Raw genomic sequence first — 26,999 nt, 5'->3', positions numbered from 1 at the left:
TCTATTTCTTACAAACTACTTGCTCCGTAAACATTAAGTTTACTTCTTTATATTGTTTAACCAAAGTGTCTTTTATTGCATGATAAAAGAACGCTTTATAATTTTTTAACTTTCTGTCAATAAAAACAGGTTTGCCGAAAATTATGGTATAATCATAATTTCGGCTTTTCATCAAAATGCTTCCTGAAGGCAATATTTTTATGCCTGTTATGTCTTTACTCAAAAAATCATCATCACTTATCTCATTAAAAAGCGACAAGTATTGATCCTTATCCTTTTCGACATAGGAACCCACTACAAGAGGAACTCTCGCAGAAAAATTTTCGGATAAAGGCATCGTAGTACCTTTTCTATCAATATAATACGAAGTATTATCTGATATAAATCTTACGGTTGGGGACTTTTGTTTTATATGCGCATTTAGAGAACCATCTACTGTTGAAAAAACTTCTGCTTTTTCTATCATCCCGTGATCATCGAGAACAGTTTCTAAAGTATTCAAATCTACCGCATCTTTTTGAATTGATAAAGAGCCTCCCAAATTTTGTTTCAACAAGTTATTAACCATTTCATGAGTTATGAACATATTATCTGTTCCTCCTTCAAAGGATATATTAACTTCTTTCAACGCTCTGCTTCCATTTCTTTTTGATGAAAAAGAATATAAAAAGACCATTAAAAGAACGATTATAACCAAACGAATATTATGCCATTTGAGTCCTATCATCTAATACTTTTTTTAAATCTTTTACCATTTCTCCGATGTCTCCCGCACCAATAGTTATAAACACTTCTGCATCAGATTGTTGAAAAACTTCAAACAAAGTTTCTTTACCCACCAACTTCTTATTCGGGTTTTCAATTTTTGTTAATAAAACCTCAGAAGTTATACCTTCAATCGGCAATTCTCTTGCCGGATAAATATCCAATAGGACAATTTCATCAAATTTTGATAAGCTTTCCGTAAAACCTTCCATAAAATCTCTGGTTCTGGAAAACAAATGCGGTTGAAAAACAGCCAACACTTTTTTTCCGGGATAAAGCTCTCTGACTGCATTATGAACAGCTTCTATTTCTGTAGGATGATGTGCATAATCGTCTACATATACTCTTTTTTCATTTCGCACCTGAAAGGAAAATCTTCTTCTTACTCCGCGAAAAGTTTCTAATGCTGCTTTCAGACCATCCTCAGACACACCATATTTTTCAGCCATTGCCAAAGCGATCAAGGCATTAGACAAATTGTGTCTTCCCGGAAGTCCGAACTTTACATCTTTCATTAATTTTGAAGGTGTTTGAACGTCAAAATGGTAAAAACCATTTAGAATACGGATGTTCAAAGCCTCATAATCTGCTCGCTCGTCAATACCTATCGTATTTCCTTTTAAGTTAACTTTCAACGGAACAAACAAGTGTTCCGGATTGACTTTATTGGCAAACATTCTAAAAGATTCTTCAATAGATTCCACATTTCCGTAAATATCTAAATGATCTGCATCCATTGAAGTTACACAAGCTAAATTCGGATGTAAATGTAAAAATGAACGATCAAATTCATCAGCCTCTACTACTGTTACCGTTTTACCACTTCCGATAAGGTTTGAGTTATAACCTTCAACAATTCCACCTAAAAAAGCTGTAACATCGATTCCGCTCTGATACAAAATATGACCTAAAATACTCGATGTAGTCGTTTTTCCGTGTGTTCCGGCAACTGCAAAACAAAAAGTATCTTTAGTAATAATTCCTAAGACTTCTGCTCGTTTTCTAATTTCAAAACCATGGCTCAGGAAATAATTCCACTCGGAATGGTTTTTAGGAATAGCCGGAGTAACCACTACTAAAGTAGTCTCCTTTTCTAAATATTTTTTCTCGATCCGATCAACATTGTCCTCAAAATGAATGTGCATTCCCAAATCTTCTAATTCATCGGTTAATTGGGTATGCGTTTTGTCATATCCCGCAACATTTTTTCCGATATGCATAAAATATCGAGCCAAGGCACTCATACCGATACCTCCGATCCCTATAAAATATACGTTTTGTATTTGGTTACTATTCATTTTATCTCTTTTTTAAAGGTTATTCACCTTTTTCCAAAGCCAATTTAACAATCTCATCTGCGATCTGTTGCGTTGCGTTTGGCAATGCTTTTTTATGTATTTTTTTGCTCAGCTTTGCTTGTTTCTCGTCGTTCGAAATCAAGTCCGCAAAGGTACGTCTGAATTTTTCATTTAGCTCACTTTCTTTCAATAAAATTGCAGCTTTTTTTGCTGATAAAGCGAGTGCGTTTTTAGTTTGGTGATCCTCAGCCACATTCGGTGACGGGATCAAAATAGTAGGTTTTCCGACAATACATAACTCTGAAATCGAAGAAGCTCCGGAACGCGAAATTATAAAGTCGGCTGCCGCATAAGCCAGATCCATTCGGTCAATAAAAGCAAAGACATGAACATTTTCTTTTTCATTGAAATGTTTGTACTGATCGTAATACAATTTGCCGCATTGCCAGATGACCTGAATTCCTAATTGCAGAATAATCTCCAACTCATCCGAGATCAGTTGGTTTATTCTTTTTGCACCTAAGCTCCCACCCAAAACCAATAGGGTTCGCTTATCAGCATTTACTTCAAAATATGTTAATCCTTCGATACGTTTATCGTCAACAAAAATAAGATCCTGACGTACCGGATTACCGGTTAATTTTATTTTTTCAGCCGGAAAAAACTTTTCCATTCCTTCATAGGCCACACAAATTGATTGTGCTTTTGCCGCTAATAATTTATTGGTAATTCCCGGATAGGAATTTTGCTCCTGAATTACTGTAGGAATCCCTAACATGCTGGCAACTTTGAGCACTGCTCCGCTGGCAAAACCACCTGTTCCGATCACAACATCCGGTTTAAATCTTTTTATAATAAAATAGGATTTCCATAAACTTGACAGAAGCTTGAATGGAAACAATAGATTTTGAAGGCTGATTTTCCGTTGAATTCCTGAAATCCACAATCCTTTGATGGAATAACCCGCCTGCGGAACCTTTTGCATTTCCATTTTATCTTTAGCTCCCACAAACAGAAATTCCGCTTGTGGAAAACGAGCTTTTAATTCGTTTGCAATTGCTATTGCCGGATAGATATGTCCTCCGGTTCCTCCTCCACTAATAATAAATTTCAGCTTCTGTTCCATACTACTGATTTAAAACCGGTTCTAACGGGTTAGCTTCTGATTCTTCACTTTTTTCTCCTTCAGCCAGGTCTAATTCTTTATCTATAATACGTTGTAATGCTTCTTCTCTCTTTTTCCGTTCTTCTTCATCCTGTGCCACTTCTTCCTCTTTTTTGGTAACGCTTAAAATAATACCAATAGACACACAGGTCATCCATATTGAAGTTCCTCCGGCACTGATCAGCGGTAGCGTTTGTCCTGTTACCGGCAATAATTCTACTGCTACCGCCATATTCACCAAAGCCTGAAAGATAATCGGAAATCCTAAACCTACTATGAGTAACTTTCCGAACAAGCTGGAGGCTTTTTGAGCATTAATGATAAAACGGACAAACAACAACATATACAAGAACACTATTCCTAATGCCCCATTAATCCGTACTCCTCTACTATAATAGCAAAGATAAAATCGGAAGATGATTGTGGCAGGAAGTTCTTTTGCACACTTTTTCCGGGTCCCAGTCCGTAAATTTTACCAGATGCAATGGCTATTTTTGCTTTTTCGATCTGATAATCATCATCTTTAGCATCTTCATTTTTATCAAAAAAGCTATCCACACGACTGATCCAGGTATCCACACGGTTTGGCATAGCTCCCGGAAAAGCCTTGGCAACCAAAATAAAAAATGTCAATGCTATAACTCCTGCTCCTATAATTAACGCCAGATACTTAACAGGATAATACCCTACATATACCAGCATGCACACCATTGAGAAAATTAGCGCTGTTGTAGAAAAGTTGGCCGGCAAAACCAATGCTAATACTGCAAAAACCGGCAGCCAAAGTTCCAGTAATGAATCCTTAAACGAATATTCTTTTTCGCTGACCTTAGCCAAATAACGCGCTACATAAACCATCAATACGGTAAAGGCGAGTGTTGACGTTTGAAAACCGATCCCGATAAAAGGAATCTGTATCCACCTGCTGGCATTTGCGCCGCCTATGGTTGTTCCCTGAAAAAGGGTATATAACAACAAAACCAACACAAACGGGATTCCTAAAATAGACAAGGCTCTGAAATAATGGTAAGGCACTTTGTGAACCCAATAGATCACAATAAAACCGATAAACAAATGCACCAAATGCTTGATCAGATAACCAATCGTTGAGCCTTTACCTATTACATACACTAAATTTGTACTGGCGCTGTAAACCGGTAAAAAAGAGATAAGAGCCAATAGAAAAACTATTGCCCAAATTACTTTGTCTCCTCTTAACCTGTTTACTAACTGTGTCATGCTTTTTATAAATTATGTACTGCTTGTTTAAACTGACGTCCTCTGTCTTCATAATTTTCAAACAGATCAAAACTTGCACAAGCCGGTGACAACAATACCGTATCTCCTTTTTCGGCCATTCTCTGTGCGATCTTTACTGCTTCTGTCATTGAAGTTGTTTCTATCATCACATCCACTACTCCACTGAAAGCGTTGAAAATTTTCTGATTATCTACCCCCAAGCAAATGATCCCTTTTACCTTTTCGCGCACTAAAGGCATCAATTCGTCATAATCATTTCCTTTATCTACACCTCCTACAATCCATACCGTTGGCGTTGCCATACTATCCAATGCAAAGAATGTAGCATTAACATTAGTAGCTTTAGAATCATTGGTATACTGCACTCCTTGTATTTTCAACACCTTTTCCAAACGATGTTCCGCTCCTTGAAAATTACTCAGACTTTCACGAATGGTCTGTTTTCTTATTTTCATCAATTGAGCCACTGCAGTCGCTGCCATAGCATTTTTCACATTGTGCTTTCCTTCTAATGATAATTCATTTATTGGCATGGTAAATAAATCGTTATTTATATTATTGTTCAAATTGTTATCTTCTATACTTCCTCCGTTCTCAATCTTTTTAGTGAGTGAAAACGAAATTAATTTTGCTTTTATCGGATGTTGATCCAACCATTTTTGAGTTTCAACATCATCGCCATCGACTATTAAATAATCTTCTTCCGTTTGATTCATGGTAATCCGAAACTTGGCTGCTATATACTGGTTATAATCATAATTATACCGATCCAAATGATCCGGACTCAAATTGGTTAGCACAGCAATATGTGGTTTAAATTTTTCAATCCCGTCCAATTGAAAACTACTTAATTCCAACACATACACGTCATGTTTATTCTCTGCTACCTGCCAGGCAAAGCTCTTTCCGATATTCCCGGCCAGACCAACGTTTAATCCGCCTTGCTTTAACAGATGATACGTTAAAAGCGTCGTTGTGGTTTTTCCGTTGCTTCCTGTAATACCTATGGTCAAAGCATCTGTGAATTGCGAAGCAAATTCAATCTCCGAAATAACCGGAATTCCTTTCTCCTTTAATTTTTTAACTATCGGAGCCTTATCCGGAATACCAGGACTTTTCATTACCACATCAGCATTAAGAATTAAGTCCTCCGTATGCTTTTCGTCTTCCCAATCTATCCTATTAATTAAAAGAACTTCTCTATAATTATTTTTTATCTTTCCGAAATCAGACAGAAAGACATCATATCCTTTCTTTTTACCTAAAATTGCAGTTCCTACACCGCTTTCACCTCCTCCTAAAACAACCAGTCTCATCCTATCTTAGTTTTAATGACACTAAAGTGAAAATGGCTAGTAAAATGCCTACAATCCAGAAACGAGTCACAATCTTACTTTCATGGTATCCTTTTTTCTGGTAATGATGATGTAAAGGCGACATTAGAAAAATGCGGCGCCCTTCTCCGTATTTCTTTTTGGTATATTTAAAATAGCTCACCTGCAACACCACTGATAAATTTTCAGCCAGAAAGATTCCACATAAAATCGGGATCATTAATTCTTTTCGGATAGCAATAGCAATTACGGCTATTATTCCACCGATCGTCAAACTTCCGGTATCTCCCATAAATACAGTAGCCGGATAGGTATTGTACCAAAGAAAACCAACTAATGCTCCCACAAAGGCAGCAATATAAATGGTCATTTCTCCAGAATTAGGGATATACATAATATTCAAATAATCTGAAAAAATAATATTTCCGGAGAGGAATGTAAAAATCCCCAAGGTCAGCACCGATATTGCCGAAGTTCCGGCGGCTAAACCATCAATTCCATCTGTCAGGTTAGCACCGTTTGAAACGGCAGTGATGATAAAGATCACAACCGGTATAAAGATCAACCATGCCCATTTTTCATAACCATCGCCCATAAACGACAGTACTTTAGCATAATCAAACTCATTATTCTTTAAGAACGGAATCGTTGTTGCTGTTGATTTTTCCTGTAAGAATTTAGTATCTACGTTTTCTATTTTAACACGAGCTCCCATAGTATCTTTACGTACGGTAACCCCTGAGTGGAAATAGAGTACAGATCCTACTATTAACCCCAGACCAACTTGCCCGATTACTTTAAACCTTCCTTTTAATCCTTCTTTGTCTTTCTTAAATATCTTAATATAATCATCAATAAATCCTATTGTTCCCATCCACAGGGTAGTTATTATTAAAAGAATAACATAGATATTCTCTAACCTTGCAAACAGGAATACCGGAACTAATGTTGCCAGAATAATAATGATCCCTCCCATTGTAGGCGTTCCCGCTTTTTGCGTTTGTCCTTCTAACCCTAACTCTCGTATGGTTTCACCAACTTGTTGTTTTCTTAAAAAGTTGATGATCTTTTTTCCGTAAATAGTAGCAATTGCCAGCGAAAGAATGAATGCCATCGCTGAACGAAACGTGATATACTGAAACACTCCGGCTCCCGGAACATCAAATGCTTTGTCTAAATACTGAAATAAATAATATAACATTGCGAGTTAGTTTTAGCTTAATTGGTTTAAAAATTCTTTTACGATCTTCATATCATCAAAATCATGTCGCACGCCTTTAATTTCCTGATAGGTTTCATGTCCTTTTCCGGCAATTACTATAATATCATTGGGCTGTGCCATTTGGCACGCTGTTTTTATGGCTTGTTTTCTATCTAAAATAGAAAGTGTTTTTTTGAAATTTTGCGGTTCTACTCCTTTTTCCATCTCATCAATGATGACTTGCGGATCTTCTGAGCGTGGATTATCGGATGTAAAAATGACTTTATTACTTAAATCGGAAGCTATCTTGGCCATTACTGGTCTTTTAGTCTTATCCCGATCTCCACCACAACCTACAACCGTTATTAAAATTTCATTTTTTGTCCGTATATCGTTTATTGTTTTCAGCACATTTTCCAAAGCATCCGGTGTATGAGCATAATCTACAACGGCTGTTATTTTGCCCGGTGACACGAAATACTGGAATCTTCCCGACACACTTTCGAGTTCGGAAAGTAAGCGCAATACTTCATCACTTTCTAAACCTAATTCGACACCCGTTGCATAGATCGCTAATAAGTTATAGGCGTTGAACGCTCCTATTAATTTAGTCCAAACTTCATTATTATTGATCTTCAGCAACAAACCACTAAACTGATTTTCCAAAATCTGCGCTTTATAATCTGCATAGGACTTTATAGCATAAGTAACTTTTTTAGCTACTGTATTTTGCAACATTACCATTCCGTTCTTATCGTCAACGTTACTGATTGCAAATGCCGTTTTCGGCAAATTATCAAAGAACGATTTCTTAACATCCCGATATTCTGCAAAAGTTTTATGATAATCTAAATGATCGTGTGTTAAGTTGGTAAATATTCCTCCGGTAAAATGTAACCCTTCCGTTCTTTTCTGATGAATTCCGTGCGAGCTTACCTCCATGAAACAAAACTCACAACCGGCTTCAGCCATTTCATTCAAATAATAATTGATCGTTAATGAATCCGGGGTTGTATGCGTTGCCTTAAATTCGTTATTATCTACCAGAATTTTTACAGTTGACAACAAGCCTACTTTATACCCGGCACGTTTAAACATTTGGTATAATAAAGAAGCTATTGTTGTTTTCCCGTTGGTTCCGGTTACTCCCACCAATTTTAACTTATCGGAAGGGTTGTCGTAATAATTAGCTGCTGTAAAAGCTAATGCCTCATGTGTATTCTGAACCTGAATATAGGTCACACCGTTTACAATTCGCTCAGGAAACTCTTCGCAAATTACAGCTATCGCTCCTTGATCCACAGCCTTATCAATAAATGCATGACCATCTGACAGAGTACCTCTGATAGCTACAAAAGCATCATTCAACTGAATTTTTCTGGAATCAAATTCAATTTTCCCGATAGTCACATCAGTGGTTCCTCTTACCGCTTCAATGTGTACTTTGTATAATATATCTTTTAATAGCTTCACGATAATTCTAAAATGATGATTGAATCTTTATTGATCTTTTCACCGGCTTTAACCGATTGTGTTTTTACTTTTCCGACACCTTTAATTTCAACATGCAACCCTAAATTCTCCAGAAGTGCAACGGCATCCATTGCCTGCATTCCTTTTACATCAGGAACTTTATCTGTTGCATTATTTGACTTCTTATAATAAGAAGCATATTGTTTTTCTACCGCATTTATCTTCTCATTAATATCCTTTATATGATTTGTAGGAGGAGAATCCGTGTAAATTTTCTGTGCAATACGTTTAAAAACTGGTCCGGCGACATCAGCACCATAATATCCGGCAGAAACATTAGGTTTATGAACCACTACTATACAAGAATACTTAGGATCATTAGCCGGAAAATACCCCGCAAATGAGGATACATAATACAGCTTTGACCGATCGCGATAATTAGCTTGTGCCGTTCCTGTTTTTCCTGCCATCGAAAAATCTTTAGAATACAGTTTAGAACCTGTTCCTCTCTTCACCACGTTCTCTAATACTGCCCGAACTTTTTTTAAGGTTTCATCCGAAGCAATTTTAGGATTGATCACTTCAGGCTCGAACTTTTCAATAGTTTTATTCCACTCTTTAATCTCTTTTACGAAATAGGGTTTTACCATTTTCCCATTGTTAGCCACTGCATTGTATAGGGTAAGTGTTTGTAAAGGCGTCATTGCAATTCCGTAACCAAATGCCATCCATGGTAAAGTGGTTCCGTACCAATTCTTGTCGCCGGGTTGCGGAATTCTCGGTTTTCCTTCACCTATTAACTGCAAGCCTAAAGGTTTGCTTAAACCATAACTATTTATTCTATCTATAAACTGTTGCGGATTATCTTTATAATTATCATGAACAGCTTGTACCAACACAGTATTGGAGGACAGTTCGAATCCTCTGGCTAAAGAGATCTTTCCATAGCCTCCTTTTTTGGAATCCCGTACTTTTCTCTTATAATATTCAACAACTCCGTTATGGGTATCATACACTTTACTGGTATCCACCTTATGGTCGTCTAAAAGTGCTATCAGGTCAAACAGCTTAAAAGTAGAACCCGGTTCGTGCGATTCTGCTACGGCATAATTCTGTGATTCATAATAACTGCCATCAGAGGCCCTTCCCAAGTTTGAAATAGCCTTAATGGCTCCGGTTTTGGTTTCCATCACTACTACACAACCGTGGTCAGCCTCGTAATGCTCCAATTGTTTCAACAAAGCATGATGGGCAATATCCTGAATATACACATCTATAGTAGATACGATATCATAACCGTCCTGCGGGTCTAATTCATTATTATCACTAATAGGTTTCCACTGGCTTTTGGCAATTTTTTGCATCATACGATGACCGTTCTTGCCATTGATGTATTTACGAAAAGCGTATTCTAATCCTTTCCCGTTAGGCGAGCCATCTGCATTTGCTCTTTCGTAACCGATAGTTCTCTGCGCTACCAAACCAATAGGATGTTCCCGAACTGTTTTCTGCTCCACAATAATACCCCCTTTGTAAGCTCCTTTATTAAAAAGCGGAAAACTTTTTATACGCATATATTGGGTATAACTTAGCTTTCTGGCTATCAGATAATACCTGTTTTTATTAGCTCTGGCTTTTTGTAATTGCGCCTGATAATGACCGGGTGTTTTACCAAACATAACTGAAAGTGAATCACTCAGAGGTTTTATAAGATTGGTAAAGTTTTCCTGCGATGGAGAAAGTGCATCAAAGCGAATCGTATATTCCGGAATTGAAGTTGCCAAAAGACTGCCATCAGCCGAATACACATTTCCTTTATTAGCCGGAATGGTAAAGTTCTTAACGGTTCGTTCTTTTGCTAATTTTCGGTAGTATTCTCCTTCTACCCATTGAATATTATTCAATTTGACCAAAACCAAAATAGCTATCACAAATATTGTGAAAGCTACGCCATACATTCTATAATTTGTATTTTTCGGTTTTACTGCCATAATTTGAAACGGTCAAAAAAACTTTTTTCTTCTTTTATACTTTTCTTTACTATTATTTTTGTCGGCGGTACACTTGCCGGGTAAATCTCTCTTTTTTCCATTTTTTTAGCGACGGTCGATTCCATTTTCAACTTCATCAGCTCTGACCGTCTGTCCACAAATTCCGAACGCAACTCCTTTACTCGGTTGGTCAATTCGGTTATTTTATAATTTTTAGCATCGTACCTGTGATTATTAGCAATCATTATCATAGCTAAAAAGATCAGAAAAACAATAAACTTCCAGTTCTTAAGTGCGTCGTCACTTACCAGAAACTTAGCTTTCAACAAACTGTATATACCGTTCTTCATTTTTTATAATTTTTCCGCCACTCTTAATTTCGCACTTCTTGCCCTGTTGTTTAGCTCGATTTCTTCCTCAGTCGGCACAATCAAACGTTCTATAATTTTAAACGGCACTTCAAAGTTCCCAAAGAAATCTCGTTCCGGCTCTCCTTCAAACATTCCGTTTCGCATAAAGCGTTTAACCAAACGATCTTCCAATGAGTGATACGAAATCACACTCAAACGTCCGCCCGGATTTAACAATTCCAGTGATTGCTCTAAAAACTCCTTCAACACTTCAATTTCCTGATTCACTTCAATACGGATCGCCTGATAGATCTGAGCCAATATCTTGTTACTCTTGTGAGCCGGTAAAAACTTCGCCAGCACTTGCTTTAAATGTTCGGTATTGCGAATTTGCTTATCTTTTCGTGCCGACACAATTACGTTTGCCATCGCCCCACCATTCTTCAATTCGCCATATTGTACAAAAACCCTTTTCAGATCCTGCTCACTATATTCGTTCACTACATGAAAAGCACTTAACTCACCTTTCTGACTCATACGCATATCCAGTTCAGCATCAAAACGAATAGAAAAACCTCTTTCCGCCACATCAAACTGATGAGATGAAACTCCCAGATCCGCTAAAATACCGTCCACTTTTTTAATTCCGTGAAAGCGTAAGAACCTTTTAATATTTCTGAAATTCTCATTAATCAACAAAAAACGCTCGTCATCAATAGCATTCCGCAACGCATCTTCGTCCTGATCAAAAGCTATCAATTTCCCACGATCTCCCAATCGCGACATTATCTCACGGGAATGTCCGCCCCGCCAAAAGTCACATCCACATAAACCCCATCCGGTTTAATATTCAAACCATCTACCGTTTCTTTTAATAAAACCGGATTATGATATTCCATCTTCGTCAATATTAAAATTACCCATTACCTCTTCTGCTAAATCTGCAAAATCCTGAGCGGAATCCTCAATTGCATTTTCGTACAATTCTTTATCCCATATCTCTACAATTGAAACCGCAGAAGACAAGACCACATCTTTATCAATCTTTGCAAACACCACTAAATCTTTAGGAATCAGCAAACGACCGTTTGCATCTATCTCTATCATTTTCACACCAGCCGTAAACCGACGAATAAAGTCATTGTTTTTCTTTACAAAACGATTCAATTTATTGATTTTTGCCATCATTTTGTTCCATTCCTCTATCGGGTACAACTCCAAACAAGGCTGAAACACCGAACGCTTCAGTACAAAAGCAGCTTCTGTTCCGTCAAATTGCTTTTTTAAAGCAACCGGAATCATCAATCTGCCTTTTGCATCAACTTTACATTCGTATGTTCCAATCAGTGGTTTCAAAGTCTGTTTACACTATAGTTTATACAAAAGTAGAAAAAAATCACCACTTTTTACCACAAACTACCACTTTGTTGATAAGTTTTTACCCTTTCGTAATCAAATACTTAAGTACACTTTTGAGACAAGCTACCGTACACATTGAGTTTTCAACTGTTTTTATAACTTTAATTTAACATTCAACAGCCATCACTTTTAACAAAAAAATCATCCAAAAAAACACAAAACAAACTGAAATTTAAGCATATAGAGTCTCCAAAAAACACCAAAAACACTCGTTAAAAACAGCTTTATATTTTTGCTTCCTATTAAAGCATAAAGTCTTATATTTGTGAAAATTTCATGTTGACAATTTGAAATTGACACTATGCTAATAAAAGATAAAAAATATACTTATTTTGAAGCCGGAGAAGGCACGCCAATAATTGTATTACACGGATTAATGGGAGGGCTAAGTAACTTTGACGGTGTTTCTGATTTTTTCCCTAAGAACGGTTATAAAGTAGTAATTCCCGAACTCCCACTTTATACACAAAGTATACTGAAAACCAACGTAAAAGCTTTTTCAAAATTCGTTAAGGATTTCATTATCCACAAAGGTTTTGAAAAGGTTATTTTATTAGGAAACTCTCTTGGTGGCCACATCGCATTGTATCACACCAAGATGTATCCGGAGCTGGTAAAAGCTTTAGTAATAACCGGTAGTTCCGGACTGTATGAAAGTGGCATGGGTGAAAGTTACCCGAAACGCGGCAATTACGAATATATCAAAAAGAAAAGTGAGGATGTTTTTTACGATCCGAAAGTTGCAACTAAAGAGATCGTAGATGAAGTTTTTGCAACTGTAAATGACAGGATAAAACTTTTAAAAACATTAACCATAGCTAAAAGCGCTATCCGACATAACATGGCAAAAGACCTGCCTAATATGACTACACCTACGTGTATTATCTGGGGAAAGAATGACAAAGTGACTCCGCCAGATGTAGCTGAGGAATTCAATCGATTATTACCTAATTCTGAATTGTTCTGGATCGACAAATGCGGACATGCTGCAATGATGGAACACCCGGACGAATTCAATCGGATTTTGTTTGATTGGTTGCAAAAAAATCAAATATAACTTTCCCCGCAAGGGGAATCTTTTTATTATAAAAAATGAAAATTACCAGTGCAGAATTTATCGTGAGCAACTCAGACGCTAAAAAGTGTCCAAATGAACCTATACCGGAATATGCTTTTATCGGGCGTTCCAATGTAGGTAAAAGCTCTTTAATAAATATGCTGACTGGTCAAAGACACTTAGCCAAAACCTCATCCAAACCGGGAAAAACACAATTGATCAATCATTTTAAGATCAACCATAACTGGTTTCTGGTAGATTTACCCGGATATGGCTATGCCAAAGTTTCCAAATCCGTTAAAGCCACTTTCCAAAAATTCATCACGGAATATTTTGAAAAAAGAGAACAATTGGTTTGCGCTTTTGTATTGATAGACATTCGCTTAGAAGCCCAAAAGATCGATTTAGACTTCATTAATTATTTGGGAGAATCCGGTATTCCGTTCTGTATCGTTTTTACTAAAGCTGATAAGATCGGAAAAGTAAAAGCCCAGCAGAATATTGCGGCTTATCGCAAGAAAGTTTTAGCTAACGGTTGGGAAGAAATGCCACAACACTTTGTTACTTCGTCTTTAGATGCTTCAGGAAAAGAAGAATTGCTTCAGTTCATTGACCAAGTAAATCAAGATATGTTCGGAAGCAATTCCATGCTATAAAAAGCTACGCTTTTAATTCCAGTTTTTCGGCAAAATAATCGCAAAAATCACGCATTGTAGCGCTCATTTTCTCATCTGTCGTAGCTCTTTCAAAAGTATCTGCCATAGCTACCAGTGTTTGATGAAAGAATTGTTTCATTTCGTCAACCGGCATATCTTTAGTCCACAAATCTATCCGAAGTGTTTCTTTTTGTTTACTATCCCAGATTGACAACAACATAGCTTTAGCTTCAGCCTGGTCAACACCTCCGTCCTTTGCTGTCCACTTTAATTTTTCCGGAATCTGATTTTCGTCTAATTCTACTGAAATCTTTATATCTGATCTTTTATTTGTCATTATTTTGCAGGTTTATATTTGGAACGTTCAAAAATAGTTTTGGCATCCATTGCCAACATATCGTGCAAAGATACATTATTATTTTCCATATAACTCTTAACGATTTGCCAACCTATCCATTGTCCTACTCTACCGGGAGACTCATTATCAATATCCAAATAAAATTTTGAAAAAGGCGCTTCTGCTATAAATCGGAATTCATTTTTTTGATTGGTATCAAACAACAAGTTATTTTCAATAAAGTAACTCCACATTTGCGATTCGTTTTCTTTACACCAAGCTACCTGGTTCTCACTATAACCTATTTTTGAAGCATCTGAAAACTCAGGCAACAAAACATCTTCCATATATAGTATCTTTCCGTAATAAATCATACCGGAAAGAAGAGTTCTGTCAAATGGTGCAGGCACTTTTTGTTGAGCAAAACTAGCTGCTAAATCAGGTAACATTTCATTACTATTAAAACGAATACGCTGGTATTCCGGAAAATCAGTATAAAAACGATGCTTCTCTCCCAAATAACAATCCAGAGAAATCAATGCTAAACTGTCAGCATAAATAGCTTTTGCTTCAGTGTCTACTTCATTAATTAAAGTAATTACTCTGGGAGTTTTATATTTCGGAAAATAATACTGTACACGCGCAAAGAAATCTTCCAACTCAGTATGCAACTGATCCAGATTGCCATATTTTTTTTGCACCTCGCTGTACAATTCTCTTAACAAAGGATCTTTCAATTTTTCCAACCAAACACTATCTGCATTTCCCGGTGGAAAAAAGAACGGGTATTTTGTTTTTATTTTTTTCAGATCCTCAGGTTTAGATTCATAAAATACCTGATCAAAACGTTCTATATTGAATTCAACCGGTATAACGGCTACTTCTTTATCTATCTTACTTTCTTCTTTACAAGCTAACAAAAGCCAAAGAATAGAAAAAACGAACAGTTTCTTCGCCATATTTTTTAAGTTTATAGTATTTTTGAATAAATGATTAAAGTCGCAATTTTACTTTGTAAAAAGTAACGGCAAATATACAGTTATAGTACAAAAAAATATAAAAAATGAGTGTATCAGCAACTTTTAACCCCGAAAAAATTAACGAACATATTGTAAAATGGCTTTACGACTACGCAACTAACGCTAATGTGAAAGGCTTTGTTGTAGGTATATCAGGTGGAGTCGACAGTGCTCTGACATCGACTCTCTGCGCACAAACCGGCTTACCAACTTTATGTGTAGAAATGCCCATTCATCAACACAAGAGCCACGTGGACAGAGCCAACGAGCACATTACACAATTGCGTGAACGTTTTCCAAATGTAAGCAAAGCCTACACTGATCTGACACCTGTTTTTGACACTTTCCTGAGTCAGGTTGAAAAAGACGAAAACAACAAATCCTATGACATCACGCTTGCCAATACAAGAGCCCGATTGCGAATGACCACTCTTTATTATTTTGCCGGATTAAACGGATTTTTAGTCGCCGGAACAGGAAATAAAGTAGAAGATTTCGGTGTTGGGTTTTACACAAAATATGGCGACGGAGGCGTAGATCTAAGTCCCATTGCCGATTTAGTTAAGAGCGAAGTACGGGCTTTAGCTGAGTTTTTAAATGTTCCCAACAGTATTTTAACGGCGAAACCTTCGGATGGTTTATATGAAAATGATTTATCGGATGAAGATCAGATCGGAGCAAGTTATGACGAACTGGAATGGGCAATGGAACAAAACGAGTCCGGTAAGTCCGCAAACGATTTCAATGGGCGTCAAGCCGAAGTTTTCACCATTTTCAAACGACTAAACACTATCAATCAGCATAAGATGATTCCTATCCCAATTTGCATAATTCCGAAAAATTTTAAATAATAATTACGTAATTAACAGGAATTTACATTTTTATCACTATATTTGTACCCCTACTATTATTAACCAAATTATTAAAAAAATGATTAGAGTTTGTACCGCCGACAATCAACCCATTGTTCGTTATGGACTAAAAACGTATTTTAAAGAAAATGCGGACATCGAGGTTGTAGCTCAAGCATCGGATCTAGATGAATTAGTGAACATTTTAGAAGACAAAAAGATCGATGTAATTTTATTAGACATCGAGCTTAGTGGTATTTCAAGCATTCGCGACATTAAAGAATTATTAAAAGAATTCCCGGGTTCAAGAATTGTTCTTTATACCACAGTTTCTGAAAAAATGTATGCACCAACAGCTGTTAAAGCAGGAGTCTCTGCTTATGTTTCTAAAAATGCTTCTTTAAAAGAACTTGAAAACATTATTTACAAAGTTAAAAAAGGAGAAGTTGTTGTTAGTGAAGATGTGAAAAAGAAAATTGAAGTTTTAAGCAAAGGTAAAAAAGCAGATCGTTTGTTTAAAAAACTTTCAGCCAGAGAAGTTGAAGTTTTGCGTTATTTGAATGACGGAAAGAAAAACAAAGAAATTGCCGAGATCTTAAAACTAGATGAAAAAACCATCAGTACGTATAAATTACGTTTATTAGCTAAATTAAATGTTACCAACTTAGTTGATCTTTTAAACAAAGCTAAAACTTTAGATGTAATTTAACTTTTAACTGTAACGACTCATTACTCTGCCGAGCTTTTTAGCAAAAACGTTAGTGAGTCCTAAATAATCTATTACCAAAGACAATGTTTCCGCATTGTCTTTGTCTGTTTCATGACCTATCGATTGTTTTAATTCTTCTACAATACTATTTACCCAATACCATCTTAACGACAGGATTGTTTCGGTCACATACTGAGCAATGGTTTGCTCTTTCTGTTTTACAAATATCTGTTTAACTTCCCAATTGTGTAAGGTCTCTTTTTCCTCATTCATCAGAATAGACGTTACCTCGCCTGCTATTTCAGGTTGTAACTGCATTAAATATTGTTCCATATGGAACTCATCCGTCTGATTGTAATAGTTGATCAGATCGGTATAAATAGCTTTAAAAACCGGATTAGCTAATTCTATCTCGTCTTCCTGCAAACTCATATAAATCCGCTGAAAAACTTTATACTTGCGATATTCTTTTACCTCTGTTAATTCTCCTTCTTCATCTGCCTTTAGAAAAACATCCTCAAACTCTTCTTCTGTATTTCCATACAATAACAGAATTTCAATTATTTTTTGCTCCAGTTCGAATTGAATATTTACTTTCGTTTGTTGTTGAAAATTTTCATTCTTGACAACATCAAAGGCCTTTTCTTTCTGTTCTGCTTTAAACTTTTTATTGGCATCGGCAATTTCCTTTTTATCGATCTGTGCTAAAGTATTGAACAATACATCTTCCGATATATCCATAATTCTGGAACATTCCTGCATATAAACTTCTCTTTTGATCCTATCGGATATCTTAGAGATACTAACTACCATATCACGAATCAAATCCGCTTTCTTAATAGGATCGTTATTCGCTTCTTTCATTAAAAGTGAAGCTTTGAACTGGATAAAATCTTTAGCATTTTCCTCCAAATAACGAACTAACTCTTCAAGAGGTGTTTTTTTGGCAAAACTATCCGGATCTTCTCCGTCCGGAAATGCACACACTCGAACGTTCATTCCGGCTTCCAAGATCAGGTCGATCCCTCGTATAGATGCTCGCAAACCTGCTGCATCGCCATCAAAAAGAACCGTCATGTTTTTAGTCAGCCGTTTTACCAGATTGATCTGATCAGGTGTTAAAGCGGTTCCTGAAGATGCTACTACATTTTCAATTCCTGCCTGATTGAACTGAATTACATCAGTATACCCTTCAACGAGATAACAATTGTCCTGCTTAGCAATGGCTTGTTTAGCGTGATAAATTCCATACAGTACTTTACTCTTATGATAGATTTCACTCTCAGGCGAATTAAGATACTTTGCGGCTTTTTTATCATTGGTCAGGATCCGACCACCGAAACCTAACACCCGCCCGCTCATACTTTGTATCGGGAACATCACCCGACCTTTAAAACGATCGAACTGTTTGTCTTCTTTTACTATGGTTAGTCCGGTTTTTTCTAAAAATTCCAGTTGATAGCCCTTATCTATAGCTTCTTTGGTAAAAGCATCCCAAACATTGGGAGAATAGCCTAAACCGAATTTTTCAATAGTATCCTGAGAAAAACCTCTTTCTTTAAAATAAGTTAGCCCGATTGCTTTTCCTTCTTCCGAATTTTGTAAAATATCATGGAAATATTTTCCGGCAAACTCTGAAACCAGATACATGCTTTCTTTTTCATTTGCAACGGCTACTTCTTCAGAAGATTGCTCGGTTTCTTCGATCTCAATATTATACTTTTTCGCTAAATACCGAATAGCTTCCGGATAACTGAAATGTTCGTGTTCCATTAAAAAAGTTACGGCATTGCCCCCTTTTCCGGAACTAAAATCTTTCCATATCTGTTTTACCGGAGACACCATAAAAGAGGGCGTTTTTTCGTCAACAAACGGACTAAGTCCTTTTAAATTACTACCAGCGCGTTTTAATTGCACGAAATCTCCGATCACCTCCTCTACACGGGCGGTTTCAAAAACAGTGTCTATAGTACTTTGTGAAATCAAACTGAATAATTCTTTGCAAGATTCAAAGATACAAAGTTCCATAAAAAAACCTGCAAGGTTTTCTTCCTTACAGGCTTTTTTAAACTAAACCCAAATTTTTTAATTAATATCAAACCGTACTCCAAAGGAGATATTGTTTTGATCTACCGCATTGTCTTTAAATAATGGATTAATATCATATTTAGCATAGAAGCTTATTTCTCCGTAACCGATATAGGCGCTTAAGCCGTAATTAAAATCAGAAACGTTGAAGTCGCCTTTTTGCTTCGTTTTAATTCTTTGATCGTCTTCCTTATATTTCAGGATCTGTTTTGATTTTACCCGAACTCCGGCATACCCTCCGATTCCAACACGGAATGACTCATGCGTTCTGAAATAGCTTTCTCCGTCCTTATCTACTTTTTTTGGTGTAAAATCGAATTCTAAATGAAGTGGCACTGTTAAATACACATTTCTTAATCGCGATTCATCAAAATCAACTGTTCCTGTTTGTAATTCCGTTACATCTCCGTTTTTTACAAAGTACTGATTATCTGTCGGACGTAAATTATTGTACATAAGCGACAAACCGTATTTGGCGTGTAACAGATTGTGATCTTTAAGAATTCGAGAATTTAAGGTTAAACCCCATTCGTAAAAATGTGAACCCCAAACTCTAAAATCCGATTTGTTAAAACTCTCTCCGTTTGTCACCACATTATTTAAACCTGCTGCAAATACAAACTGAGTCGTTGTTCGTCTTTCTGATCTTGGTTTATATTCTTTTCTTGATTTTCCTCTGGAAGGTTCAAAGCTAATTATAAGCCGGCCTTTTCTTAATTGTATTGTATCGATATCTTGCTCTGTTTCTCTTAATCTTCCATCCACTTTATCCTGAACCAATTGAGACAATCTGGCTTCTTCAGCGGCTACTTTTGTCTCAATATTCTGAGCTCTTTCTTTGGCAATTCCCAATTTCAGTTCGTCTCCTTTTTCTTTGGTGATCTTACCTTCTTCAATTTGCTTGTCAATAGCTGCCACTTCTTCTTTTAATGCTTTCTTCTCTTCCGTTGTAATAATTTGAATATTGTTAGCTATTTCTTTGGCTTGCAATTCAAAGCTTTTAGTTACCTTCACCTCCAGCGAATCTTTTTCCTGAGCGCTTATTTTACAGATAACGGTTAACAAGACTACAACCGTGTATAGAATAATTTTTTGCATAACTGTTCGTTTTTTAATTAATGATTATGATGATTGACTATTTATTCCTGATAATTCCTGCTAGCTAATGCCGATCTTACTTTATTGTAGTTTTTACTGATCTTATTCAAAGTACTTTCTCTATATTCTGTTTTAATTTCGCCCTCAACAGACGATAAAAGCTCTTCAGCATTGACATTTAGTTTGCTTTTTTTATTGCTAGTTTTCTCCGAAACAACTTTTTTAGTGTCGCCTCCTTCAACAGCTGCTAATAATTCTTCCGGAGTAACATAATGATATGCTACTTCTTCTCTTTCTGCTTGTATTTCTGAAGCAGAAGGAATAACTACCGTTTCAACATTTTCCGCAACAACTGTTTCCTGAATATTCTCTAAAGGAACGACAACCTTATCTTCTTTTTGGGCAATACTTTGTTGTCTTTGTAATACTATTTCGGGGCAACAACTTCTTTTCAGGATTCTCTTTAATTTCTTTCGCTTGTACCTCCGGTGCTGTAACTATATTATGTTCCGGAATTATCATTTCGCTATTATCCGACTTCGTGAACCAATAAGAAACTCCGAGAACCACAAATAACGATGCCGCTATATAAAACCAGAAATTACGTTTCTTTTTAGGTTGTTCCTGAGTCGCCAACATTGCGTCCAATCTGTCCCAGGCAACATCAGAAGGTTTCATCTCTCTTTTCGCCAACTTTCCTTTAGCTATTCTTTCAAATTTATTCCGTTCCATTTTCATTAGCTTTTAACAGGTTAATTTTATTTTGCAGTAATTTGCGCGCATGTGCCAGTTGTGATTTTGACGTCCCTTCGTTAATATTCAACATCTTGGCTATTTCCTGATGTTTGTATCCTTCTACTGCATAAAGATTAAAAACGGTTCGACACCCGTCCGGTAAATTATCAATCAGATACTGAATATCATCAACTGAGAAATCTGTTGTTTCTAAAGAGATCTCTTGCCCGTCAGATAATACGTCAATAGCATCATGTGAGATAAAATTTTTCTTTACTCTGAGAAAATCAATACATTCATGAATCATGATTCTTCGTATCCAACCTTCAAAACTTCCTTTATTCTCATATCGACCTAGGTTGGTAAAAACTTTCATAAATGCTGTGATCATTACATCTTCTGCATGCTGTACATCTTTTACATACTGACGACAAACGCTCAACATTTTAGGTGAATATTTTTCATACAATATCCTTTGCGCCTGCCTGTTATGGACTATAGCCTGCTGAATGGTCTTATTTTCGTCTCTATGTAAATTGATTACTTTCACTTACAAATTCAATATTCGTCTTCAAGTTTTAAATCAAATTTTTAAAAATTCTCTTTTGATTACCTGACAAATTCGTTTCTATTAGTATAGACGAGATGGGGTTTAAAATAGTTGTATGATGTATGAAAAAAATATATCTTTCAATAAAAACAATTCACAAAACACTAAATTACAGTATTTTAATGAAATTATTTTTTACGTTCAATAACGTAATTCACCATTAAGGTCAGTGAATTTTTATAAGGAGAAGGAGGAAAATCCTGAATTAATGCCAAAGCTTCTTGTTGAAAAGTTATCATTTTTTCTTCAGCATACGTAAGTCCACCTTGTTTTTTAACAAACTCAATAACTTCTTTTACTCTTTTTTTATCCTTATTGTGGTTTTTTACTGAGTTGATCAGCCATTTCTTCTCTTGTTCAGAAGAATTGTTTAATGCGTAAATCAAAGGCAAAGTCATTTTTTGCTCTTTAATGTCGATCCCTGTTGGTTTTCCGATAGCATCATCAGTATAATCAAATAAATCATCTTTGATCTGAAAAGCCATCCCGATCAATTCTCCGAATTTACGCATTTTCTCGATCAATTCTGTGTGTTCCGGTTCAACGGAACAAGCCCTAAAGCACAACATGCCGCTATAAGTGTTGCTGTTTTTTGACGAATGATCTCGTAATATACTTCTTCGGTAATATCTAAACGCCGGGCTTTTTCTATTTGCAACAACTCGCCCTCACTCATTTCACGAACGGCAACAGAAATAATTCGCAACAAATCAAAATCACCATTATCAATAGAAAGCAAAAGACCTTTAGACAACAAATAATCGCCAACTAAAACCGCAATTTTATTTTTCCAAAGAGCATTGATGGAGAAAAAACCTCTGCGTTTGTTACTGTCATCCACTACATCGTCATGCACCAATGTAGCCGTATGGATCAACTCAATTACTGAAGCCCCGCGATATGTTCTGTCGTTAATAGTTCCTCCGGAAATCATTTTAGCTGTTAAGAAAACAAACATCGGACGCATTTGTTTTCCTTTTCGGTTTACGATATAATAGGTGATCCTATTGAGCAGTGCCACTTTTGAAGACATCGATTCAAGGAACTTTTTTTCAAAAAGCTCCATCTCGGTGGCAATAGGTTGTTTTATCTGCTCTACTATTTTCATTTAGAAGCCAAATGTAGCTAAATCTTGCGATATTACAAATATGAGAATCATAATTATGATTTATTAGCTAACTGTCCGCAAGCCGCATCAATATCCTTTCCGCGACTTCTTCTTACTTTTACTATAATGTTATGATGTTCTAATGCCGTAATATAGTTTTGAACGGCCTGTTCTGATGCTTGCTGGAACATTCCGTCATCTATCGGGTTATATTCGATCAGATTTACTTTACACGGAACATATTTACAAAACTTTACCAAGGCATCTATCGACCTTTTATCATCGTTTATTCCTCTCCAGACTACATATTCGTAGGTTACTTTACTCTTGGTCTTTTTATACCAATATTCCAAAGCTTCCCTCAAGTCAGTCAGCGGGAAATTTTTAGTAAACGGCATGATCTCATTTCTGATTTCCTCTACCGCTGAATGCAATGATACTGCCAACTTGAATTTAACTTCGTCATCAGCCATCTTTTTGATCATCTTAGAAATTCCTGAAGTAGATACGGTAATCCGTTTCGGGGACATTCCCAAACCTTCCGGAGAAGTGATCTTTTCAATTGCTTTCATTACATTAGGATAGTTCATCAACGGCTCTCCCATTCCCATAAAAACAATATTTGATAAAGGGTGCCCGTGGTACAAACGACTTTCATTATCAATAGCCGCTACCTGATCGTAGATCTCATCAGGATTAAGGTTTCGCATTCTTTTTAATGTAGCCGTAGCACAGAAATTACAATCTAAACTACACCCTACCTGACTAGAAACACAAGCTGTAGTTCGCTTTTCGGTCGGGATCAAAACCGATTCCACAATCAAATCATCGTGTAGCCTTACCGCATTCTTAACCGTTCCGTCGGAACTGCGTTGCATGGTATCTACTTTTATATGATTGATTACAAAATTAGCTTCAAGCATAGCTCTGGTTTCTTTTGAGACATTGGTCATATCTTCAAAAGAGTGCGCTCTTTTTTGCCACAGCCATTCATATACCTGATTGCCCCGAAAAGCTTTATCTCCGTTAGCTGTAAAAAAATCGCGCAATTGCTCTTTGGTCAAAGCACGTATGTCTTTTTTCTCCGTTTGCATGATGCAAAGGTAATAAAGTCGGCTCAGTTTTCACTAAAATCTTTCTACGCTAGCTTTTTTCCAAAAGTAATACAACCTATTCGGTACAGATTCCGGATTTAATAAACATCCCTCTTTAACTTCCGGAAACGTTTCTGCAAAAGTTTCTACCTTGTTGTGCTCTACCCTTGTACTTACCACATCTCTTGTTACTTCATCGGGATGGTGTAAGCCTGCGGAAGCCATTAATTCCAAAGCACTATGAACTGTTTCTTTCTGATATTGAGCCACCCGAACGCTCTTCTCCTGAGGGACCAAACCTTTTACCAGATCCGGATCTTGTGTCGCAACGCCAGTAGGACACGTATTTGCATGGCATTCTAAGGCTTGGATACATCCCAAAGCCATCATCATTCCTCGTGCTGAATTGCATAAATCGGCACCAAGAGACAACGCTCTGATAATATCGAAACCGGAAACTACTTTTCCGCTGGCTATAATTTTGATCTCATTCTTCAATCCGAATCCTTTTAAACAGTCATATACAAAAGCAATAGCATCCCGAAGCGGCATCCCTACATGATCAGAATATTCAGGCGGTGCAGCACCTGTTCCACCTTCTCCGCCATCGACTGTAATGAAATCAAAATAGGTTTTAGTAGCGATCATTGCTTTACAAATTGCGATAAACTCGGATTTATTCCCCACACACAACTTCATTCCAATGGGTTTTCCTCCCGATTTTTCACGTAATAATTTTACAAATTCCATTAATTCCAAAGGTGTACTGAATGCCGAATGTTTAGGTGGCGACACTACATCATTACCTTTCGTCACCAAGCGAATGTGTGCTATCTCATCTGTTACTTTTGCTTTGGGCAAAATACCCCCGTGCCCCGGCTTAGCTCCCTGAGAGAACTTGATCTCAATCATCTTAACATTATCCAGTATTGCCCTTTTTTCAAACTCCTCAACTGAAAACTTCCCATCTGACGTACGGGTACTGAAATATCCGGTTCCAATGTTCCAAACTACATCTCCGCCACTCTCTAAATGATACGGAGACAAGCCTCCTTCTCCTGTATTATGGTAAAAATCTCCCGCTTTTGCCCCTGCATTTAAAGCCTGAACTGCATTCTTACTCAACGAACCATAGCTCATAGCACTAATATTGAACATGCTGGCGAAATAAGGTTGGCTACATTGAGAAGACCCGATCTTTACTCTGGGGTTCTCAGCCAATTTATTAAACGGAAGTGCGTTCATACTATGGTTGATCCATTCGTAACCGACATTATAAACATCTAGTTGCGTTCCGAAAGGTTTGTTAGCCGAAACGCTTTTACTTCTCTGGTAGATCATACCTCTTTCTAAACGGTTAAAAGGCTTTCCCGCAGTATCCGTTTCTATAAAATATTGTCGCATTTCAGGACCGATCTCTTCCAACAAATAGCGTACGCGTCCTAAAAGCGGAAAATTATTCCGGATAGTATGTTTAGACTGGTACATATCATATAACCCCATTAAGATCAGAGGTACAAAAATGAGCAATAACAACAGGAATTTCAGGTTAACATAGCCTAAAATTGCAATAATCGATAAGGATGTGATTGAAAAAACAAGAAAAGCTTTTCGCATTTTATTGGATTTGAATTGAATTTGAGTAAAATTATTAAATCTAAATGATGTAATGAAGGGGAATTTGTAATTTTGCCTAAAAATCATCGGAACATGCACTTTATTTCGGAAGAATTAGAACATTACGTAGCAAAGCATTCAGAAAACGAACCGGAGTTATTAGCAAAGCTCAATAAAGAAACACATCAGAAGATCTTGCAACCGCGAATGATCAGCGGGCATTTTCAGGGTAGAGTATTGAGCATGCTTTCTAAGATCATTCAACCTGAACACATTTTAGAAATAGGAACTTATACCGGTTATGCTACGCTTTGTCTCGCCGAAGGGTTGGCTAAGAACGGAACGTTGGATACTATTGATAACAATGAAGAATTGTATGATTTTCAAAAAAAATATTTTGATGCTTCGGAATACAAAGATCAAATCTTCCAACATTTAGGAAATGCACTGGATATCATTCCTTCGCTAAATAAAAAATTTGATCTGGTTTTCATTGATGCCGACAAGCAGAACTACATCAATTACTTCCATGCCATTGTACCTATGATGAACAAAGGCGGTATTATTCTCAGCGACAATGTTTTGTGGAGCGGTAAAATTCTTGACGAAATAAAGTCTAATGACAAATCTACTCTTATTCTTTTAGAATACAACAAACTACTGAAAGAAGACCCTCGGGTAGAAACAGTTTTACTTCCTATTCGTGACGGCTTAACTGTTAGTCGGGTAGTTTAAAACGATCACCTGTTCGTTTTTGAAACAATTGGTACAACTTAAAAAATACTGCACCAGAAAGACCTCCGAAAACATATCCTGTCAGGATATCTCCCGGAAAATGCAATCCTAAATAGATGCGACTGTAGGCAAATATTAACGGAAATAAGAATAATAAAAAGGCGTATTTATAATATTTTCTAAGAATAAGAACAATGAACATGGTACTCGACATTGAACTTGCTGCATGTCCTGAAAAGAAACTATAAGAACTCCTATGGACTACGATTCGGATAAAATCTTTTATTTCGGGATCGTTGCAGGGACGTAAGCGTTGAAAATGATTCTTGAACAAATTGGTGGTTTGGTCAGTAAAAGTAATCAGTACTGCCAGAAACAAAACAATAATCCCCAGATTTTTCCAACCTACTTTTCTTTGCATCGCATAAAAAATCAACAAGAAAACGGGTGCCCAGTAAAATTGTTTGGTTATGATCTTCCAGAAAGGATCAAATGCTTCTGAACCTAATCCATTTAGGTAAACGAATAATTCTTTGTCAAGAGAAAGGATATGTTCCAATTAGAGTTGTCTTTTTATCGGCCCGGTCATATTCTCAATATCTTCTTTTGCCTGCTGAATAGGTTTTTCAATATCTGAAGTAATATTGCTTAACGGGTTAACGGATTTATTAATTTCTTCTTTTGCTTTTTTTATTTCATCTGTAATACCTCCTGTCAGCGAATTCATATCTAAACCGGTATCTTTGGTTCCTTTCTGAATTTCGCTTTTGATCTCATTGGTTGCATTTTTAATTTGCGCCATTCCCTTACCTAAGGAACGGGCAAATTCTGGGATCTTATCTGATCCGAAAAGCATTAATACCACAAATATGATAAAAATAAGCTCGCTTCCACCAATTCCAAACATTTTCTTTTCTTTTTAATAGAACAAATGTACAAAGAATAAATAACAATTTTGTGTTAAAAAAAAGTCATCCTAAAGGATTTACAAAACGTAAAAAGACTTTAGGATGACTTTTATATTTTTAA

Annotated in this window: 24 protein-coding genes and 3 pseudogenes; 5 read left to right on the top strand and 22 right to left on the bottom strand. The window is 36.5% G+C overall.

Annotated features, from left to right (window positions below):
• Position 1: 1 nt before the first annotated feature.
• From DI487_RS09645 to mraZ, 11 genes and pseudogenes are all read right to left on the bottom strand, one after another.
• The gene (locus DI487_RS09645) at positions 2–727 is read right to left on the bottom strand and encodes a cell division protein FtsQ/DivIB (RefSeq protein ID WP_109569458.1); all 726 of its coding nucleotides are present in this window, start codon (positions 725–727) and stop codon (positions 2–4) included.
• Complete coding sequence (gene murC / locus DI487_RS09640; protein ID WP_109569457.1) at positions 705–2,063, bottom strand: UDP-N-acetylmuramate--L-alanine ligase; 1,359 nt, start codon at positions 2,061–2,063, stop codon at positions 705–707. The genes DI487_RS09645 and murC overlap by 23 nt, the downstream gene beginning before the upstream one ends.
• A 19-nt stretch (positions 2,064–2,082) precedes the next feature.
• Positions 2,083–3,189 carry an undecaprenyldiphospho-muramoylpentapeptide beta-N-acetylglucosaminyltransferase gene (gene murG / locus DI487_RS09635; protein WP_109569456.1) on the bottom strand — a complete coding sequence of 369 codons (1,107 nt, stop codon included), beginning with the start codon at positions 3,187–3,189 and terminating at the stop codon, positions 2,083–2,085.
• Position 3,190: 1 nt separating this feature from the next.
• Positions 3,191–4,467, bottom strand: a pseudogene (locus DI487_RS09630) (FtsW/RodA/SpoVE family cell cycle protein).
• Positions 4,468–4,472: 5 nt separating this feature from the next.
• Complete coding sequence (murD, locus tag DI487_RS09625) at positions 4,473–5,804, bottom strand: UDP-N-acetylmuramoyl-L-alanine--D-glutamate ligase (protein ID WP_109569455.1); 1,332 nt, start codon at positions 5,802–5,804, stop codon at positions 4,473–4,475.
• 1 nt (position 5,805) lies between these two features.
• Positions 5,806–7,023, bottom strand: coding sequence for a phospho-N-acetylmuramoyl-pentapeptide-transferase (gene mraY, locus DI487_RS09620; protein WP_109569454.1), 1,218 nt, complete (start codon positions 7,021–7,023; stop codon positions 5,806–5,808).
• A 12-nt stretch (positions 7,024–7,035) separates the two neighbouring features.
• Positions 7,036–8,496 (bottom strand): UDP-N-acetylmuramoyl-L-alanyl-D-glutamate--2,6-diaminopimelate ligase, encoded by a 1,461-nt coding sequence (locus DI487_RS09615; RefSeq protein WP_109569453.1) that lies wholly within the window; start codon positions 8,494–8,496, stop codon positions 7,036–7,038.
• On the bottom strand, positions 8,493–10,487 hold the full coding sequence (locus DI487_RS09610) for a penicillin-binding protein (protein WP_109569452.1): 1,995 nt from the start codon (positions 10,485–10,487) through the stop codon (positions 8,493–8,495). The genes DI487_RS09615 and DI487_RS09610 overlap by 4 nt, the downstream gene beginning before the upstream one ends.
• Positions 10,478–10,837, bottom strand: a complete 360-nt coding sequence (locus tag DI487_RS09605; protein ID WP_109569451.1) for an FtsL-like putative cell division protein — start codon at positions 10,835–10,837, stop codon at positions 10,478–10,480. The genes DI487_RS09610 and DI487_RS09605 overlap by 10 nt, the downstream gene beginning before the upstream one ends.
• 3 nt (positions 10,838–10,840) lie before the next feature.
• A pseudogene (rsmH, locus tag DI487_RS09600) lies at positions 10,841–11,748 on the bottom strand (16S rRNA (cytosine(1402)-N(4))-methyltransferase RsmH).
• Positions 11,723–12,193 (bottom strand): division/cell wall cluster transcriptional repressor MraZ, encoded by a 471-nt coding sequence (gene mraZ, locus DI487_RS09595; RefSeq protein ID WP_109569450.1) that lies wholly within the window; start codon positions 12,191–12,193, stop codon positions 11,723–11,725. The pseudogene rsmH and the gene mraZ overlap by 26 nt, the downstream one beginning before the upstream one ends.
• A gap of 364 nt (positions 12,194–12,557) precedes the next feature.
• On the opposite strand from mraZ, the gene DI487_RS09590 reads away from it, so the two are divergent.
• On the top strand, positions 12,558–13,313 hold the full coding sequence (locus DI487_RS09590; RefSeq protein WP_179948676.1) for an alpha/beta fold hydrolase: 756 nt from the start codon (positions 12,558–12,560) through the stop codon (positions 13,311–13,313).
• Positions 13,314–13,348: 35 nt separating this feature from the next.
• Positions 13,349–13,969, top strand: coding sequence for a ribosome biogenesis GTP-binding protein YihA/YsxC (gene yihA / locus DI487_RS09585; protein WP_109569448.1), 621 nt, complete (start codon positions 13,349–13,351; stop codon positions 13,967–13,969).
• Between the two features lie 4 nt (positions 13,970–13,973).
• Here the strand turns inward: yihA and gldC are convergent, their stop codons facing one another.
• Both gldC and gldB read right to left on the bottom strand, forming a co-directional pair.
• Positions 13,974–14,306 carry a gliding motility protein GldC gene (gldC, locus tag DI487_RS09580; protein ID WP_109569447.1) on the bottom strand — a complete coding sequence of 111 codons (333 nt, stop codon included), beginning with the start codon at positions 14,304–14,306 and terminating at the stop codon, positions 13,974–13,976.
• Positions 14,306–15,265 carry a gliding motility lipoprotein GldB gene (gldB, locus tag DI487_RS09575; protein ID WP_109569446.1) on the bottom strand — a complete coding sequence of 320 codons (960 nt, stop codon included), beginning with the start codon at positions 15,263–15,265 and terminating at the stop codon, positions 14,306–14,308. Before gldB ends, gldC begins: the two co-directional genes overlap by 1 nt.
• A gap of 104 nt (positions 15,266–15,369) precedes the next feature.
• Between gldB and nadE the strand changes: the two genes are divergently transcribed.
• The gene (nadE, locus tag DI487_RS09570) at positions 15,370–16,176 is read left to right on the top strand and encodes an NAD(+) synthase (protein ID WP_109569445.1); all 807 of its coding nucleotides are present in this window, start codon (positions 15,370–15,372) and stop codon (positions 16,174–16,176) included.
• 79 nt (positions 16,177–16,255) lie between these two features.
• The gene (locus tag DI487_RS09565) at positions 16,256–16,885 is read left to right on the top strand and encodes a response regulator transcription factor (RefSeq protein WP_109569444.1); all 630 of its coding nucleotides are present in this window, start codon (positions 16,256–16,258) and stop codon (positions 16,883–16,885) included.
• A 3-nt stretch (positions 16,886–16,888) separates the two neighbouring features.
• Here DI487_RS09565 and dnaG read toward each other — a convergent pair whose 3' ends face one another.
• From dnaG to DI487_RS09530, 7 genes and pseudogenes are all read right to left on the bottom strand, one after another.
• Positions 16,889–18,871, bottom strand: coding sequence for a DNA primase (dnaG, locus tag DI487_RS09560; RefSeq protein WP_109570650.1), 1,983 nt, complete (start codon positions 18,869–18,871; stop codon positions 16,889–16,891).
• 99 nt (positions 18,872–18,970) lie between these two features.
• On the bottom strand, positions 18,971–20,071 hold the full coding sequence (locus DI487_RS09555; RefSeq protein WP_109569443.1) for a porin family protein: 1,101 nt from the start codon (positions 20,069–20,071) through the stop codon (positions 18,971–18,973).
• Positions 20,072–20,458: 387 nt separating this feature from the next.
• Positions 20,459–20,803, bottom strand: coding sequence for a hypothetical protein (locus DI487_RS09550; protein ID WP_146193427.1), 345 nt, complete (start codon positions 20,801–20,803; stop codon positions 20,459–20,461).
• The gene (locus DI487_RS09545) at positions 20,790–21,356 is read right to left on the bottom strand and encodes an RNA polymerase sigma factor (protein ID WP_109569441.1); all 567 of its coding nucleotides are present in this window, start codon (positions 21,354–21,356) and stop codon (positions 20,790–20,792) included. Before DI487_RS09545 ends, DI487_RS09550 begins: the two co-directional genes overlap by 14 nt.
• A gap of 188 nt (positions 21,357–21,544) precedes the next feature.
• Positions 21,545–22,524, bottom strand: a pseudogene (locus DI487_RS09540) (polyprenyl synthetase family protein).
• A 53-nt stretch (positions 22,525–22,577) separates the two neighbouring features.
• Entirely contained in the window at positions 22,578–23,618 is a 1,041-nt protein-coding gene (gene rlmN / locus DI487_RS09535) for a 23S rRNA (adenine(2503)-C(2))-methyltransferase RlmN (RefSeq protein ID WP_109569440.1), read from the bottom strand.
• A gap of 33 nt (positions 23,619–23,651) precedes the next feature.
• Positions 23,652–25,235, bottom strand: a complete 1,584-nt coding sequence (locus DI487_RS09530; protein WP_109569439.1) for an FMN-binding glutamate synthase family protein — start codon at positions 25,233–25,235, stop codon at positions 23,652–23,654.
• A 93-nt stretch (positions 25,236–25,328) separates the two neighbouring features.
• Here DI487_RS09530 and DI487_RS09525 point away from each other — a divergent pair, with 93 nt between their 5' ends.
• Positions 25,329–25,970, top strand: a complete 642-nt coding sequence (locus DI487_RS09525; protein WP_109569438.1) for an O-methyltransferase — start codon at positions 25,329–25,331, stop codon at positions 25,968–25,970.
• On the opposite strand, the gene DI487_RS09520 is transcribed toward DI487_RS09525, so the two are convergent.
• Positions 25,954–26,529: a phosphatase PAP2 family protein gene (locus tag DI487_RS09520; protein ID WP_109569437.1), complete on the bottom strand. Its 576-nt coding sequence runs from the start codon at positions 26,527–26,529 to the stop codon at positions 25,954–25,956. The two genes, DI487_RS09525 and DI487_RS09520, sit on opposite strands and share 17 nt — an antisense overlap.
• Entirely contained in the window at positions 26,530–26,877 is a 348-nt protein-coding gene (locus DI487_RS09515; RefSeq protein ID WP_109569436.1) for a Sec-independent protein translocase subunit TatA/TatB, read from the bottom strand.
• Positions 26,878–26,999 lie beyond the last annotated feature (122 nt).

The organism is Flavobacterium sediminis, assembly GCF_003148385.1.
Lineage (GTDB): Bacteria > Bacteroidota > Bacteroidia > Flavobacteriales > Flavobacteriaceae > Flavobacterium > Flavobacterium sediminis.
This window is presented reverse-complemented; position numbering and strand designations above follow the sequence as displayed.

Bases quoted from the DNA above. Each gene is read 5' to 3' on its own strand.
- DI487_RS09645 (WP_109569458.1), bottom strand. From the start codon at position 727: ATGATAGGACTCAAATGGCATAATATTCGTTTGGTTATAATCGTTCTT.
- murC (WP_109569457.1), bottom strand. From the start codon at position 2,063: ATGAATAGTAACCAAATACAAAACGTATATTTTATAGGGATCGGAGGT.
- murG (WP_109569456.1), bottom strand. From the start codon at position 3,189: ATGGAACAGAAGCTGAAATTTATTATTAGTGGAGGAGGAACCGGAGGA.
- murD (WP_109569455.1), bottom strand. From the start codon at position 5,804: ATGAGACTGGTTGTTTTAGGAGGAGGTGAAAGCGGTGTAGGAACTGCA.
- mraY (WP_109569454.1), bottom strand. From the start codon at position 7,023: ATGTTATATTATTTATTTCAGTATTTAGACAAAGCATTTGATGTTCCG.
- DI487_RS09610 (WP_109569452.1), bottom strand. From the start codon at position 10,487: ATGGCAGTAAAACCGAAAAATACAAATTATAGAATGTATGGCGTAGCT.
- DI487_RS09605 (WP_109569451.1), bottom strand. From the start codon at position 10,837: ATGAAGAACGGTATATACAGTTTGTTGAAAGCTAAGTTTCTGGTAAGT.
- DI487_RS09590 (WP_179948676.1), top strand. From the start codon at position 12,558: ATGCTAATAAAAGATAAAAAATATACTTATTTTGAAGCCGGAGAAGGC.
- yihA (WP_109569448.1), top strand. From the start codon at position 13,349: ATGAAAATTACCAGTGCAGAATTTATCGTGAGCAACTCAGACGCTAAA.
- gldC (WP_109569447.1), bottom strand. From the start codon at position 14,306: ATGACAAATAAAAGATCAGATATAAAGATTTCAGTAGAATTAGACGAA.
- gldB (WP_109569446.1), bottom strand. From the start codon at position 15,265: ATGGCGAAGAAACTGTTCGTTTTTTCTATTCTTTGGCTTTTGTTAGCT.
- nadE (WP_109569445.1), top strand. From the start codon at position 15,370: ATGAGTGTATCAGCAACTTTTAACCCCGAAAAAATTAACGAACATATT.
- DI487_RS09565 (WP_109569444.1), top strand. From the start codon at position 16,256: ATGATTAGAGTTTGTACCGCCGACAATCAACCCATTGTTCGTTATGGA.
- DI487_RS09555 (WP_109569443.1), bottom strand. From the start codon at position 20,071: ATGCAAAAAATTATTCTATACACGGTTGTAGTCTTGTTAACCGTTATC.
- DI487_RS09550 (WP_146193427.1), bottom strand. From the start codon at position 20,803: ATGGAACGGAATAAATTTGAAAGAATAGCTAAAGGAAAGTTGGCGAAA.
- rlmN (WP_109569440.1), bottom strand. From the start codon at position 23,618: ATGCAAACGGAGAAAAAAGACATACGTGCTTTGACCAAAGAGCAATTG.
- DI487_RS09530 (WP_109569439.1), bottom strand. From the start codon at position 25,235: ATGCGAAAAGCTTTTCTTGTTTTTTCAATCACATCCTTATCGATTATT.
- DI487_RS09525 (WP_109569438.1), top strand. From the start codon at position 25,329: ATGCACTTTATTTCGGAAGAATTAGAACATTACGTAGCAAAGCATTCA.
- DI487_RS09515 (WP_109569436.1), bottom strand. From the start codon at position 26,877: ATGTTTGGAATTGGTGGAAGCGAGCTTATTTTTATCATATTTGTGGTA.